Annotated in this window: 15 protein-coding genes; 13 read left to right on the top strand and 2 right to left on the bottom strand. The window is 39.2% G+C overall.

Features of this window, described 5'->3' with window-relative positions; translation table 11 throughout:
- Positions 1–179: 179 nt before the first annotated feature.
- From ACXAE4_RS13690 to ACXAE4_RS13705, 4 genes are all read left to right on the top strand, one after another.
- Positions 180–1,091 carry an NAD(P)/FAD-dependent oxidoreductase gene (locus tag ACXAE4_RS13690; protein WP_155017319.1) on the top strand — a complete coding sequence of 304 codons (912 nt, stop codon included), beginning with the start codon at positions 180–182 and terminating at the stop codon, positions 1,089–1,091.
- A 112-nt stretch (positions 1,092–1,203) separates the two neighbouring features.
- On the top strand, positions 1,204–1,482 hold the full coding sequence (locus tag ACXAE4_RS13695; protein WP_155017318.1) for a hypothetical protein: 279 nt from the start codon (positions 1,204–1,206) through the stop codon (positions 1,480–1,482).
- 251 nt (positions 1,483–1,733) lie between these two features.
- On the top strand, positions 1,734–2,735 hold the full coding sequence (locus ACXAE4_RS13700; RefSeq protein ID WP_155017317.1) for a DUF3231 family protein: 1,002 nt from the start codon (positions 1,734–1,736) through the stop codon (positions 2,733–2,735).
- A 160-nt stretch (positions 2,736–2,895) separates the two neighbouring features.
- Positions 2,896–3,243: a DUF805 domain-containing protein gene (locus ACXAE4_RS13705; protein ID WP_155017316.1), complete on the top strand. Its 348-nt coding sequence runs from the start codon at positions 2,896–2,898 to the stop codon at positions 3,241–3,243.
- A gap of 32 nt (positions 3,244–3,275) precedes the next feature.
- On the opposite strand, the gene ACXAE4_RS13710 is transcribed toward ACXAE4_RS13705, so the two are convergent.
- A complete protein-coding gene (locus ACXAE4_RS13710; RefSeq protein ID WP_289577890.1) occupies positions 3,276–4,460 on the bottom strand; it encodes an iron-containing alcohol dehydrogenase in 1,185 nt (394 codons plus the stop codon).
- Between the two features lie 158 nt (positions 4,461–4,618).
- On the opposite strand from ACXAE4_RS13710, the gene ACXAE4_RS13715 reads away from it, so the two are divergent.
- The 7 genes from ACXAE4_RS13715 to ACXAE4_RS13745 all read left to right on the top strand — a co-directional run bounded on the left by ACXAE4_RS13715 (position 4,619) and on the right by ACXAE4_RS13745 (position 11,066).
- Positions 4,619–5,722 (top strand): sugar diacid recognition domain-containing protein, encoded by a 1,104-nt coding sequence (locus ACXAE4_RS13715; RefSeq protein ID WP_228123006.1) that lies wholly within the window; start codon positions 4,619–4,621, stop codon positions 5,720–5,722.
- 126 nt (positions 5,723–5,848) lie between these two features.
- The gene (locus ACXAE4_RS13720) at positions 5,849–7,117 is read left to right on the top strand and encodes a GntP family permease (RefSeq protein WP_289577887.1); all 1,269 of its coding nucleotides are present in this window, start codon (positions 5,849–5,851) and stop codon (positions 7,115–7,117) included.
- Positions 7,118–7,137: 20 nt separating this feature from the next.
- The gene (locus tag ACXAE4_RS13725) at positions 7,138–8,274 is read left to right on the top strand and encodes a glycerate kinase (RefSeq protein ID WP_289577886.1); all 1,137 of its coding nucleotides are present in this window, start codon (positions 7,138–7,140) and stop codon (positions 8,272–8,274) included.
- 325 nt (positions 8,275–8,599) lie between these two features.
- The gene (locus ACXAE4_RS13730; RefSeq protein ID WP_155017577.1) at positions 8,600–9,493 is read left to right on the top strand and encodes an alpha/beta fold hydrolase; all 894 of its coding nucleotides are present in this window, start codon (positions 8,600–8,602) and stop codon (positions 9,491–9,493) included.
- Between the two features lie 134 nt (positions 9,494–9,627).
- A complete protein-coding gene (locus tag ACXAE4_RS13735) occupies positions 9,628–10,302 on the top strand; it encodes an HAD family hydrolase (RefSeq protein ID WP_028412976.1) in 675 nt (224 codons plus the stop codon).
- Between the two features lie 16 nt (positions 10,303–10,318).
- Positions 10,319–10,774 (top strand): GNAT family N-acetyltransferase, encoded by a 456-nt coding sequence (locus ACXAE4_RS13740; RefSeq protein ID WP_289577885.1) that lies wholly within the window; start codon positions 10,319–10,321, stop codon positions 10,772–10,774.
- Between the two features lie 76 nt (positions 10,775–10,850).
- The gene (locus ACXAE4_RS13745) at positions 10,851–11,066 is read left to right on the top strand and encodes a DUF3951 domain-containing protein (protein WP_047750713.1); all 216 of its coding nucleotides are present in this window, start codon (positions 10,851–10,853) and stop codon (positions 11,064–11,066) included.
- 9 nt (positions 11,067–11,075) lie between these two features.
- On the opposite strand, the gene ACXAE4_RS13750 is transcribed toward ACXAE4_RS13745, so the two are convergent.
- Positions 11,076–11,831 carry a hypothetical protein gene (locus ACXAE4_RS13750; protein WP_289577884.1) on the bottom strand — a complete coding sequence of 252 codons (756 nt, stop codon included), beginning with the start codon at positions 11,829–11,831 and terminating at the stop codon, positions 11,076–11,078.
- Between the two features lie 333 nt (positions 11,832–12,164).
- Here ACXAE4_RS13750 and ACXAE4_RS13755 point away from each other — a divergent pair, with 333 nt between their 5' ends.
- A complete protein-coding gene (locus tag ACXAE4_RS13755; RefSeq protein ID WP_154973044.1) occupies positions 12,165–13,199 on the top strand; it encodes a LacI family DNA-binding transcriptional regulator in 1,035 nt (344 codons plus the stop codon).
- Between the two features lie 311 nt (positions 13,200–13,510).
- On the top strand, positions 13,511–14,770 hold the full coding sequence (locus ACXAE4_RS13760) for an ABC transporter substrate-binding protein (protein WP_289577882.1): 1,260 nt from the start codon (positions 13,511–13,513) through the stop codon (positions 14,768–14,770).
- The last annotated feature ends 82 nt before the right edge of the window (positions 14,771–14,852 follow it).

The following is a 14,852-nucleotide window of genomic DNA, read 5'->3' on the forward strand; positions in this document are numbered from 1 at the left end:
ATCACTTCTCCTATTTTCTAAAAAACCGTCTCTAGACAGTACAACTGCCGAGGCGGTTTTTTGTATGTAGAATGACTTCAAAAAATAAAGACAGTAAAGCGTATAAAAATAATAGAAAAACAGATAATGAAAAACTGAAGCTTTCGTTTAGAAAATAGTAAAAGCTGGGGTGATGTGCTGTGGCAGACAAGTATGACTGCGTCATTATAGGTGGAGGAATTGCAGGACTTCAAGCCGCTATTCAGCTTGGAAGATATAAGCGCAGTGTATTGGTTATTGATTCAAACGATGGACGTTCCAATATCTGCAAGAATTATCAAAATATATTGGGATGGCCTGAGGGAATAAGCGGGCAAACTCTAAGAGAAACGGGAAGGCAGCAAGCAAAAAGCTACGGCATTCAATTTGCAGAAGATCGTGTCATACAGTGTCAAAAAGAAATAGAAGGGTTTAACGTCATCACAAAATCTGCTAATTACGAAGCAGCTACTTTATTGTTTGCGACCGGAGTCGTAGACCGGATTCCTTCTGAACTTCAGCAAGAGCTACATCACTGTATGGGAAAAACGGTATATGTATGTCCCGACTGCGATGGGTACGAAGTAAATAATAGAAGGGTATTAGTACTAGGCTCGGGAAAAGCAGGAGCCAATTTATCTCTTACGTTAACATATTGGACCAGCGACATTACATACATTAATCATGACAAAAAAGAGATTGGACCTTTAGTACATACCTTGATGAAAAAGGGAATTACCTATAAAAAAGAGGCAATAAAAAAAGTCATAGCCGAGGCAGGAATGTTAAAAGGAGTAATCCTTCAAAATAATGAAATCGTCTATGGAGAAAGAGGTTTTTTAGCATTCGGAAGAAATAAAGTTCGAACAGAATTAGCGCATGAGCTCGGAGTAGAACTTTTAGAAAATCAGCATATTATCGTAAATCCGCGTACAAAAGAAACAAATGTTTCAAACGTGTGGGCAGCAGGAGATATTGTGGCTCACTCTGAACAAGTTACAGTAGCGATGGGAGAAGGTTTACAAGCAGCTATCTGGATACACAAACGTCTGTTAGAACTATATGAAAAATAATTATTTTTATAAAAAAAGTAAGATTGCATGTTTTGTTTCCTTTCTGTTAGGGAACTGGAAATAAAAGAGAGATAAAACATGATTAAAAATGAGGAGAAGGAGTGGCAAAAAAGTGGTATATAGTCAAGCAGTAAGAAAACCTGAGTTTCAACAAGCAGAATCGGAAGGGTTAAATGAAGCCATTCACGAGTACATAACTCGTCGTACACGTCACAATGCACCGGTTGTGGATGCGCTTCGATATATTATGACCATTGAACATAAACACGAACGTATGCAGATAGCGGCAGAATTGTTCGGATCAGCTATTCAGCGTGTAAAAGATCAAGATATCGTTCAATATCTAAAAAAATGCGGAAGCTACAGAAGAATTTCTGATACGATGGAATAAAAACGTTTTCTTCGAAAAAGTCCTTTAATAGAAAGGGGCTTTTTTTGCTTCCTCCATTTAAAAGCGAGGGTAAATACATAGAATTCTTCCAGTTTGTGCATAGTAAATGAAGCAGATTTAATTGAGGCAGCGACAGATTTTTGTGTCTGATCATATGAACGAATGTTAAAGCAGAATACAGTCTTCATTTGTACAGATACCTACTCTTGAATAAGTAGAGCCCTATGTATCCCTAGCAGGAGGTTTAGTGTATGAGTCAAGAAATACCCTTAAGTTCAAGTGAAATTGCTACTCTTTGGATGACCTATCAGCAAAAGACAATGGTCCGAAGAATCTTAGAATATTTTATTGCACACGCAGAAGATGACCGAGCAAAAGAAATTATGCAAGATACGCATATGCAAGTGGTGAACTACATTGAAGATATCAAAAAAATTTTACAGAATGAAGGGGCAGCCATACCGGTAGGATACACAGAAAAAGACGTAAATGTCGGTGTTCCTAAGCTTTATGATAAGATGTTTGATATTATGTTTCTTCGCCTTTTAAAAGAAATTAGCATGGGGCTACATACGCTTCATTTAACCATGTCCTACAGAAAAGACATGATTTCACTATATAAAGAGCTTACCGCTTTCACGCAAAGTGGCTATGACAAATGTGTAGATTATCTTCAGGAAAAAAACGTGCTTCCAAGACCTCCAGCTGTTTCAGTACCTAAAACAGCGAAGTTTGCTGAAGGCACAGATTACATGGATGGAATCCATCTATTTTCGAGTAAACGGGTATTAAATACTGTAGAGGTAGCACATATTTATTACGCTATCGAAAGCAACATTCTTGGCATGCAAATGATTACAGGGTTCGCTCAAGTAGCAAATGAACCTGAAGTGAAGAAGTACTTTGTAAAAGGAAAAGAGCTGGCTAAAAAAGTTGTAAGTGATTATAGCAAGATTCTTTTGGAGAGCGATATTCAGACGCCTGCTACTTGGGGAGCGAAAGCGACAGAATCAAAAGTAGCACCTTTTTCAGATAAACTGATGATGTACTGCGTAAGTTTATTCTGCAGTTTCGGGCTGGGGAGCAACGCTTTAGGCACTGCGTTTAGTTTGCGTGGAGATCTTCCTCTTACACTTGTCAGTACGGCCAAAGACATTTTAACATACGGGCAAGACGGGGGGAAAATCATGGCCAAAAACGGATGGCTTGAGGAACCGCCCAGTATGGAAGACCGAAATGATTTGATTAAATAGAAAAAGCATAATACATCAAGAAAACTTCTTTTTTTAAAGAAGTTTTTTCTTTTGGATAAAAAATGTCGTTATTTGTTTATTTAACGGTTTGTTTTTTGAATAAAAAGGATATATAAACTATAAATTTACAATTATATGATAAAAAAGGAGGATTTTGCAGATGAGATGGTACATAAAGGTGTTAAAAAATTACGGGGTATTTTCTGGTCGAGCAAGCCGAACTGAATACTGGATGTTTGTGTTAGTTAACTTTGTTATTTCATTTATTCTTTCGTTCCTTCAGTTCGTTATTGATAAGCCTCTTTTTCTTCCGGTTATCTATTCGTTATTGGTTGCAGTCCCTTCGTTAGCGGTAGGAGCAAGAAGGCTCCACGATACGGGAAAAAGCGGATGGTGGCAGCTCATTACATTGGTTCCACTTATCGGCGGTATTTGGCTAATTGTGTTATTCTGCCAGCCTAGCGATCCAAAAGAAAATCGTTTTGGTACAACAGCCAAAGCAGCATAAATAGAACTCCCCCTTATATAAGGGGGAGTTTTTTAGTGCATAGGTTCCACTATAGCTCCATCATAAGCCGACTGGTAAATAGCTCGTATGTCTTTTTCATGAAGAGGCAAAGGACTGCGAGCGAGAATTCGTTTTTGCTGGACGCCATCTTCTGTCAGCTTTTGAAGGGCACTTTCTGGAATATCAAATCGGCGAAGAGTCTGAGGAATTCCGACGTCTTTGATAAGTGACTGCAGGTGTTTTACACACTGGTAAGAAGCTTCTTCTGTTGATAAAGAGGTAGCGTTTCCACCTAGTGCTTCAAAAATATCCCGCATTTTTGTCACGCAGCTGCTGCGGATATAGCCCATAACGTATGGAAGCAGTACGGCGTTTGATTCACCGTGAGAAATATGAAACTGTCCACCTAACGGATATGCAAGTGCATGAACCCCAGCAACACCGGCGTTAAAAAAAGCGAGACCTGCTAAATAGCTTCCGTAGCTCATCTGAGTTCGCGCTTCTTTATCTTTGCCATCTTCTACAGCTGCTCTTAAAGAAGAGCTGATCATGCGTATAGCCTTTAGGGCTAAGGCGTCTGTTGCTGGATTTGCATTTACTGATATATAAGCTTCAACGGCATGAGTTAATGCATCAACCCCTGTAGCCGCCGTTACTTTAGGAGGCACGCTCAGCGTAAGCTCGGGATCTACAATCGCGGCGTCCGCAAGCAAGTAGTCGTGGGTCACAACGTCTTTTGTGCTTTCAAGAGACAGCACAGAAATATTCGTTACTTCTGAGCCCGTGCCGGAAGTTGTGGGAATTAAAATTTTAGGAAGACCTTTTTTTGAAATTTGTTTTCTACCAGTTAAGTTCAAGTATTCTTCTACAGCTCCGTCATGAACGGCTAAAACGGCCGTAAGTTTTGCTAAATCTAATGCGCTTCCGCCGCCCACTCCAATGACTAAATCAAATTTTCGGCTTTTTGCGTAAGATACGAGTTTTTCACCAAGCGCTAAAGGCGGCTCTGGTGCCGTATCTGCGTATACATCTACTTCGTATCCATTTTGGATAAGAGGAGCACTCACTTTATCTACAAGTCCAATGTCTTTTAACACGGGATCTGTGACGATTAAAATATGAGCAGGGTCATATTTTTTTACTTCCGGAAGCAGTTGCTGAAGTGATCCCCATCCTGTGTAGCTGAGAGGGGTGAAAACTAGTTTTGACACAGTCATTCTTTTATCCTCCTATAGGCACTGTATTGTTGGCGGTTTCAAAGATGTGGTTTTGCTTCTACGTATATTATAATGAAGTATCGTAAATTTTTCATTGAATGCAAATTAGCCGTCACGAAAAAAATGAGCTTTACTTCATAGAGGCAAAGGATGGGGAAATGTTGAGATACGTAACAAAAGAATTAGCTCAGAAAATTGTGTGTAGAACAATGGAGATTATTGATTGCAACATTAACGTAATGAACGAAAAAGGAGTGATTATTGGGTCTGGTGACAAAAATCGAATGGATCAAATCCACGAAGGAGCGTTGATGGTATTAAAAAACGGCAGTTCCTACGAAATTACTCAGAAGCAGGCTGACACGCTGCGCGGAGCCAAACCGGGCGTGAATTTGCCTATTTTCTTTAACGGAGAAATTGTTGGAGTCGTGGGATTAACAGGACTGCCAGAACAGATTCGTAATTACGGAGAGCTTGTGCGTATGGCTGCTGAAATGATTTTTCAAGAAATGATTTTAATAGAGGAAATTCAGTGGGATGAACGATTAAAAGAAGAGGTGGTTCATCAGCTTCTTCAACAAGAAGAGCCGCTGGATTCCTTATTTTTTGAACGAGCGAATCGGTTTAATATTAACTTATACCTTCCAAGAATGGCACTAATTATTAAAGCTGAAAATCGCCATGAAGTTATGAAGGTTGTAAAGAAATACATCATAGCTAATAATGATCTATACGCTATGCTTCCAGACGGAGTAGTCATATTAAAATCTATAGAAGCGGGCAGCGCTAGCAGCTATGCTGAACAGCTGGAAAAGCAGCTTCGTGCGTCTGGTTGTCCTTATAAATTATCTGCAGGATCTGTTCAAGCTGACTTTAAAGGCCTTCATGTATCGTATCAGCAGGCAAAAGATACGCTTTCGGTTGGTTCAAAGCTTCATCCAGAAGCTGATTTCTACTGCTATTCGGATTATCAAATTCCCGTACTGTTACGTCAACGCGCCGGTTTTCAAGAAAATCATGATCTGTTGCAATACTATGAAAAGCTTAAGGAATATGATAAGAAAAAAGAGCTTATCGAAACGTTAACGATCTACATAGAAGAAAATGGCGAAGGAAGCACGGCAGCTAAAAAGCTTTTTATTCATCGAAATACGCTAAGCTACCGTTTAGATAAAATTCAAGATATTACGGGAAAAGATCCAAGGAAAGTAAAAGACCTTCTTGAACTATATGTAGCCATGCTGCTATCTAAAATTTCATAATTGTGCACGTGCATAAAAGATCTTGCGATAGCAAGGTCTCTTTTTGTTGAAATGACTAATGAAAGAATTAAAGGTAGCGCTTACAATTAGCACTGGGGATAGAAGAAATAAGAAAGGGGATGCTTTATGGACGTTCAAGTAAGCGCATTAGGCGCGATTTGTGCATTAGTAATTGCCATTATATTAATCTTAAAGAAAGTGGCTCCTGCATACGGAATGATAGCCGGAGCTTTAATAGGAGGACTGATAGGCGGAGTTAATATTGCTGATACCGTTACTTTAATGATTGAAGGAGCGCAAGGCATCATTCCTGCAGTGCTGCGGATTCTTGCAGCTGGGGTATTAGCCGGCGTATTAATAGAATCAGGTGCTGCAGCGGTTATAGCAGAAACCATTGTAAAAAAACTCGGGGAAACAAAAGCACTTTTAGCTCTAGCGCTAGCCACACTTATTCTTACGACAGTAGGCGTGTTTGTTGATGTTGCTGTGATCACAGTAGCCCCTATTGCTTTAGCTATTGCGAAACGTACGGGTATGTCAAAGCCTGCTATTTTACTAGCAATGATCGGAGGAGGAAAGGCAGGGAATTTAATGTCTCCTAATCCTAACGCCATTGCTGCTTCAGATGCATTTAATATTCCGCTTACATCCGTTATGGTCGCAGGGATTATTCCCGCTATATTCGGCGTAGCAGCTACTTATGTAGTAGCCAAACGATTAGTGAAAAAAGGAACAATGGTTCAAGCTGAAGAAATAGATACAGTGGATGCAAGCAGCTTGCCGCTGTTTTTAACAGCCATCATAGCGCCAATCGTTACCATCGTCCTGCTGGCGCTGCGTCCGCTTTTTGATATTAATGTTGATCCGATGGTTGCTCTTCCCGCAGGAGGGATTGTTGGTGCCATTGTGATGAAAAAAGGAAAACAGCTTAATACATACGCTATTTCAGGGTTAGGGAAAATGTCAGGTGTAGCCATTATGCTGCTTGGAACGGGGACATTAGCAGGAATCATTGCTAACTCTCAGCTAAAAGACGTGATCATTCAAGGCTTGTCTGCCATTGGGTTGCCTGCTTATGTTTTAGCACCGGTTTCAGGTATTTTTATGTCAGCCGCAACGGCTTCGACAACGGCAGGAACAGCAGTCGCAAGCCAAGTTTTTGGATCGACGATTTTAGAGCTAGGCGTTTCTGCTTTAGCCGGGGCTGCTATGGTTCATGCTGGAGCAACCGTACTTGATCACCTTCCGCACGGAAGCTTTTTCCACGCAACGGGCGGAAGTGTAAATATGAAAATAAAAGAACGTTTAAAATTAATCCCTTATGAATCGCTGATTGGACTCATTATGGCAATTGTATCCACGCTTATATTTGGTGTATTAAAGCTATACGGGTAAAAACAAAAAGGAGTGTTTCTATGAAAATTGTGATTGCACCGGATTCATTTAAAGAAAGCTTAACGGCTTTGCATGTTTGTGAAGCGGTTGAAAAAGGAATAAAAGCCCATTTTCCAGACGCGGAGATTAGTAAAGTACCTATGGCAGACGGAGGAGAAGGAACTGTTCAGTCGCTTGTAGACGCAACGGGTGGAGAGATTATACAAGCGCGAGTAACCGGACCTTTAGGTAAAGAGGTGGAAGCTTTTTACGGAATTCTTGGAGACGGCAACACGGCTGTTATTGAAATGGCAGCCGCTTCAGGTCTTCATCATGTCCCTGTCGATAAACGAAACCCGCTTATCACAACAACGCGAGGAACCGGCGAGCTCATTCTTAAAGCGTTAGATCACAAAGTAAAGCATATCATCATTGGCATCGGAGGAAGTGCTACAAATGATGGAGGAACTGGTATGGCAAAAGCTTTAGGGGCAAAGCTTCTTGATGCTAACGGAGCAGAAATTAAAGAAGGAGGAGGCAGTTTAGATCAGTTAGCCTCTATCGATCTGACAAACTTGGATTCTCGGCTTGCTGAAGTCAAAGTAGAAGTGGCGTGCGACGTAGACAATCCGTTAACGGGTGAAACCGGAGCATCCGCTGTGTTTGGTCCTCAAAAAGGTGCGACTCCTGATATGGTTAAACAGCTTGACCGTAATTTAGCTCATTACGCAGCGATTGTTGGAAAAGAAATGGGTATTCATATTCAAAGTATTCCTGGTGCCGGAGCGGCAGGAGGACTAGGAGGCGGCCTGCTGGCATTTTTATCTGCGGGGTTAAAGCCAGGTGTAGACATCGTCATTAAAGCAACTGAGCTAGAAAGCTATATTAAAAATGCCGATCTTGTCATTACCGGTGAAGGAAGAATAGATGGACAAACCATTTACGGAAAAACACCCATTGGCGTAGCCAAAACAGCAAAAAAGCATAGCGTTCCGGTGATAGCGATAGCAGGGAGCATTGGAACGGGAAGCGAAGCTGTATATGAACATGGTATTTCTGCGTTATTCAGCGTCGTGCCCGGAGCGGTCGATCTGTCAGAAGCGCTGGAAAAAGCGAGTGAAAACATTGAAAGAACGGCTAAAAACGTAGCGTCAGTTATACGCTTAGGCATCAAGTGAAGAAGTTACAGTTTTTATTGTTCTTTTTTTAATAAATAGTAAAAGGTCTCTTCCATAAGAAGAGGCCTTTTTTTCGTTTAGTGCTGAAGTAAGCTGCTATCATTCTTTTAAATTTTATATAGGAAATAGAACTAAACGTTTTCTGAAGCGTCATAGTAAGTAAGCAGTTCCAAAGATTCTCTAGCATTCTCGTCGGCTTACTAACTGCTACTTACGGAAAGGAGAGGTAAACGTGCAAAAAAAGTTTAGGTTCTTGAGAATTTTACGAAACATGATAGTAGCTATTTTAGGGATATGCATCATTTGGGTTGTAACGAATCAAGTAATGACGGCAGTAGAAAAGAAAAAGTACCCGCCTATTGGTCAATTAGTAGAGGTTGATGGCAGAGATATTCATGTATATACAAAAGGTAAAGGGGAAAATACGATTGTACTACTAACCGGCCTAGGAACGACTGCGCCTGCACTGGATTTTGAACCTTTAGTAAATGAACTGTCGAAGGATAATAAAGTTGTGGTAGTAGAACCATTTGGATACGGATGGAGTGACACTACGAATAAAAAACGTACGGTAGAAAATAGTGTAAGCGAAATGAGAGAAGCTTTGCAAAAATCGAATATAAAGGGTCCGTATATATTAATGCCGCATTCAGTTTCTGGCGTGTACAGCATGTATTACGCTAATAAATATCCAGATGAAGTAAAAGCAATTATTGGAATAGACCCTACGTTGCCAAAAGCGCTGGATTATTTTAAAGAAGAAACGCCGAATATACCAAGTTTGATGAGTGTTTTAGCGCCAAGTGGACTTGCGCGCTTAGCCCTGCTTACTAGTCCTAATCAGTATCTACCGCTAGCCGAAGAAGGAACGTATACAGCAAAAAATTTAAAAATGACAAAAGCAATCTCCAGCTGGAAAGGCTACAACAAAAACGTCATTGATGAAGCAAAAGAGCTGAACAACAATATAAATAAAACTCTCGATATGTCGTTTCCTTCAAAAATGCCCGTAATGATTTTTACTAGAAAAATAGATAAAGAAGCAAAAGAAGGAAAATCAAATATTACGTTTTACCAAAATCAATTAAGTCACGTATCGTCGCAAAAACTAGTTGTTTTACAAGGTCATCACTATTTACACTGGACGAAGTACAGAGAAATAAGCAAATATGTAAATGATTTTATAGATACATCTATTAATTCAAGTACAAGGAAATAAAGGATATAAGAAAAAGGAGTCCAAACAAGAGGTCTCCTTTTTTATAGGAAAGAATTAAATCTAGTTAGCTGTCTAGCTATAAATGTTATAATTAACCAATCGCTGGAATGATTTATATATAAAGGAGGAAAATCATGATTAAAGCCGTCATTTTTGATTTAGATGGGACACTATTAGACCGAGACAGTTCACTAAAGCTTTTTATTCAAGATCAGTACGAGAGATATAGTGAAGAACTAGCACTCATACCGAAGCAAGAGTACACATCTAGATTTATTGAGTTAGATCAAAAAGGCTACGTATGGAAAGATAAAGTATATGAGCAGCTTTTGAACGAATATGATCTTTCGAATCTGACGTGGGAGGAGATGCTAGATGATTACCTTCACTATTTTCCAGCTCACTGCGTTCCGTTTTTACATATGGAGGATGTACTAAAAGAGCTAAAGAAAAAAGGGTTGTTACTAGGCATGATCACAAATGGTTTTACGGACTTTCAGTGGATGAATATTAAGGCGCTTGGAATTGATCACTATTTTGATACCATACTTGTTTCCGAACAAGAAGGCATTAAAAAACCGCATAAAGATATCTTTTTGCGAGCATTAAAAGCGCTTGATGTGTCGGCTGAAGAAAGTGTATACATCGGGGATCATCCAGAAAATGATGTGCTTGGCGCAAGAGGCGCGGGCATGCATGCTGTATGGAAAAAAGGCGCTTTCTTTGACGGAAGTTTTACAGATTCATATATAATAGAGGATTTAAAAGAACTATTGAACGTTATGAATGAGTTTCAAGAGACCTGTTGAGAAAAGGGGAGCAATGATGAAAAGTCAAGTTCGTTTACTAACCGATAAAGAATTAGAAGAAGCAGCAATCATCTATACAAATGTTTTTAGTGGGTCACCGTGGAATGAGCCTTGGAGTATAAACACTGCTTATGCTCGTTTATACGATATCAGTAAAACTCCAGGTTACATAGGGATAGGTTACTCTCACAGTGAAAATAATAAACTCATAGGATTTATAGTAGGAAATGAAGAACAGTGGGCGAACTATAAGACGTTTTATGTAAATGAAATTTGTGTGTTAAGCAGCACTCAGCAAACTGGCATAGGAACGAGTCTTTTATCTTTCCTTAACGAGTTACTTATACAAAAAGAAGTGAAAGAAGTCTATGTGTCTACTGAAAGAGGCCAAGGCAAACCAGAACGTTTTTTTAAAAAGAACGGTTTTGTTACTCATGAATCTCGTATACTGATGACAGTAAATGTAGATTGAATATAAGTGAATGGGTGTAGGGTATCCGTTTTGTTGTTCCAGGAGGAACGGTTTATAAAGCAGGAGGAAATAATTTATGATTTTTTCGCTACTAGTTTTAGCAGCTATTCTAATAGTGAGTATTCCGTTGATGATTATTATTGTTAAAACAGTTTGGCATCGAAAGCTTCCCCGTAATTACTATACGCCGTTTGATTATCTTGCTGCACAAACAGAAGAAGAGTTTCACGAAGAACAAAATGAACGAGAACTAGAAGAAAAAGAAGGAGATGTTGTAAACAGAAAGAGCTAAAGGTTGTTTTCAACTCTTTCTGTTTACAGCCCACCCCTCAACAATTTCCATAAATTCACTTAGGTGTTCTTCAAATATCCGTTTTCGATGTCCGTTTGCTCCGGATGGATGAGGAAAGCCAAATAAATACGTATGCCGAGAAAACGAAGGTTCACGCGAAAGTTTTCTTAAAACATTTTCAACTGCTTTTCCTAGCGGAATGATTAAACATGGATTCTTTATTTCGTTCAATTCCTGTGGAAACACTTCAAAAGCATAGTGTGAAAGAAGCGCTGATCGTTCAATTGGCGGCTGATGACCCGTATAGTTTTTTCCTTTGCAAAACACAGGATACTTTAATACGGACGTGGTATGCAGCATATCTCGCTGTGAAGCAAATAACTCAGCGGCACTGTCCATACCGATCGCTTTTTGAACGCCGCACCTGTCTAACATGTCTATTAAATTGACTCTCATCGTTCCGCTAAAGCTAGCGGCTTTTTTTGTTTCGTACAGTACTTGTTCAAGCGGATGATGATGGGACAGGCTGGAAACGCATTGTTTAAAAGCAGTTTTCATTTGAAACCAGCCCGGTGTGATGCCGGCAATAATAATATGAGCTTCTGGATTTATGTAATCGTTATGGGGCGAGTAGTACATGCTTAGTTCCTTTTCTTGACCGATTAAAACGTCTTTTTGCAACAGCTGTTCTTTCGTGAAATTCATATTATGTAATTGTTGAAGGACGGGCAGACATTGTTGAAAATAAGAATATTGGCTAATCATATGCTCTCTCTTTCCTTATCAGTATTTCTCCTTTTATTTTCCCCAACAAACCGTTTTATATCAAATATGAACAAATTCTTACGAAAATTAATATTTACTAAAAGTTTACTTAAGTTTTAGTGCAGTGTGATAAAAATAAAGTAGTAATAGCAGTGATTTTGTCATTTTAACGGCGGAACTAGCAAAAGAAATGAAGAATTTTGGAGAATATTTTAATAAATTTACTGAAATTTTAAAATTATTTATTGAAAGCGTTTTATTAATGTGCTATTCTTCCAATATAAGAGATAAATATTTAGTAAAAATAGAAGATTACAATAGAGAGGTAAAAAGATGGCAACTTTAAAAGATATAGCGGCGTACGCTAATGTTTCCAGTTCAACCGTATCCAGAGTACTAAATAATGATCATACGCTTTCTGTATCTGAGGTTACCCGTGAGCGCATTCTTCATGCAGCCAAGGAGCTGCAATATACGCCTGTTAAGATACGAAAAGGAACGGCAAACGGAAAAGACATAGAAGCTCCAAGGATAGGTATTATTTTTGCTCAATCGCTTGAAGAAGAGTTAGTAGACCCTTTTTTCTCTTCTATTCGCCATGGAATAGAGAGTGAATGCGCAGAAAAAGAAATTTTTACAGTAAAGTCATTTAGACTAAAAGGCATGAAGCAAGAAGAGCTGCTGCAGGATCTTGATGGAGTAATTGTAGTGGGAAGAGTTAGTCCAGAAACGGTTCAAGAAGTGAGCAATCATTTAGATACTATTGTTTTTATCAATCACAAAGCGGATGAGGATTTGTACGATTCGGTCATGATTGATTTTGAGAAAGCTACTAAACATGCATTAAATCATTTATTTGACCTCGGTTATAAAAGAATTGGCTATATCGGAGGGACAGAAAGAGAACACTATATAAATGGAAGTTCTATTATTGAAGATCAGCGTCAAACAGTTTTTGAAAGCGTTATGCATGAAAAAGGCCTGCTTGATTCCGAGAAAGTTTATATAGGGGAGTACTCAATGACTGAAGGCTACGAGCTGATGGCACAAGCGATTAAGCAAGGAAATCTTCCTCAGGCATTTTTTATCGCAAGTGATGCAATGGCGATAGGGGCGATGCGTGCCTTGCAGCAATCAACTATAAAGGTTCCTGAAGACGTAGCGATTGTAAGCTTTGATGATGTGGATGTCGCAGCATTTGCGAGCACGCCGCTCACCACAGTTAAAGTATATACCGAAGAAATGGGAAGGCAGGCTGTTAAACTGCTAGTAGATCGGTTAAGCGGCAGATCCGTTCCTTTAAAAGTCATGGTGCCGACTAAATTAATTTATCGTGAAAGCTGCGGAGCTTTACTCAAGAAGCAGTAACCTAAAAGCTATAACTCGAAAGGGGGTGATAGAAAAGAAGAATTCATACATAAAGAGTGATAAGGGGGAAGAAAAATAGAAAAAAACATAAAAAAGGCAGGTTAAAAAGCCCTAGAAACTACATACTTATTGGCAGATAAGTATGTAAATGAAAAAGCTTTTTCATCTCTAGGACTCTTTGAACCTTTGTAAAAGTATAGGATTAAATTATAAGTGACTTTATTTCGTTGTGCAATGAATTTGTCTATGTATAAATAACTGAATATTCAGTCATTTATGTCTTGATAGAGTATAAGGGGGAAAAAAGATAAATGAAAAAGCTTACGTATCTTTTCGTTCTATTACTAGTCTTTTCTGTTGTGGCAGCAGGCTGCGGAAATAAAGAAGCAGCAACAGGCGGAAATGGGAAAACAACGTTAACGCTTTTTTCTACGATGAGTAATAAAGGCGAGAGAAAAGCGCTTCAAAACGCGATTGCAGAATTTGAAAAACAAAATCCAGATATTAAAATTGATGCAAATTTTCCGGGTAACGGCTATGAAGATATGCTTCGTGTGAAAATGGGTGCAAATGATATGCCGGATTTATTTGATACGCACGGCTGGTCTCAGCTTCGCTACGGGGAGTATGTAGCAGATTTAAAAGATATGGATTGGGTTCAGCATTTGGATCCGGCGCTAAATCAAATTTTAAAAGATAAAAGCGGCAAAGTGTATGCGTATCCTTTAAATCAAGCAAAAGACGGAATTAGCTATAATGCGACGCTGTTAGAAAAATACGGAATAAAGCCTCCTAACACAATGGATGAATTTATAACAGCGTTAGAAACAGTAAAAAAGAAAAGCAAAGGAGAAGTAGCGCCTCTATGGATTCCAGGAGGGGAAAATGGAAATATTGCTCAAGTGTTTGATCAGCTGGCTACACCTCAGCTTATTACAGCAAAAAATAAGAACTATGCTAAGCAGTTGGAAAAAGGGACATTCAATTGGTCAAACTATACGCCTCTAGCGGAAACAATGACAGAAATGAAGAAAAAAGGGCTGCTGAATGAAGATGTATTAACCGCAAAAGTATCTCAAGCAACGGAATTAATGGCTCAAAATAAAATTGCTTTTACATTTGTGGGGGGATCTCTTGGACCGGATGCAACAGAATTAAATCCTGAAGTAAAAGTAGGAACTGTACCGGTGCCTGCTATTCATAAAGGGGGCACGCAAAGCTGGATTGGCGGAGAGCGCTTTACCCTTGCTGCGTGGAAGGATTCTAAGCACCTTAAAGAAGCTAAGAAATTTATTGAATTTGTGTCACAGCCGGAAGTTGCCAAAAAGATTGCCGAAGGAACGTCTTCAGCATCGGCTCTGACAAACAATAAAACCCAAAACTACTACTCTGAATACTACGATAAGTATAGCGATATTAAAGTTGAGCCATACTTCGACCGAAAGTATTTACCGAGCGGTATGTGGGCAGTGATGTCTTCTACAGGTCAAGAATTGCTAGCGGGAAGTTTAACGCCAAAGCAATTATCAAAAGAGATGGAAAAAGAGTACAAGCGTCTCAGTAAACAATAAAATAGTGTGCAAAAGTTCCTTGTTCGCTAAGAAGCAGGGAGATAGGCTTCTGCTTCTTTTCAACACAAGCTGAAATAGGAGT

The organism is Priestia sp. ABM2_011 (assembly GCF_056158845.1).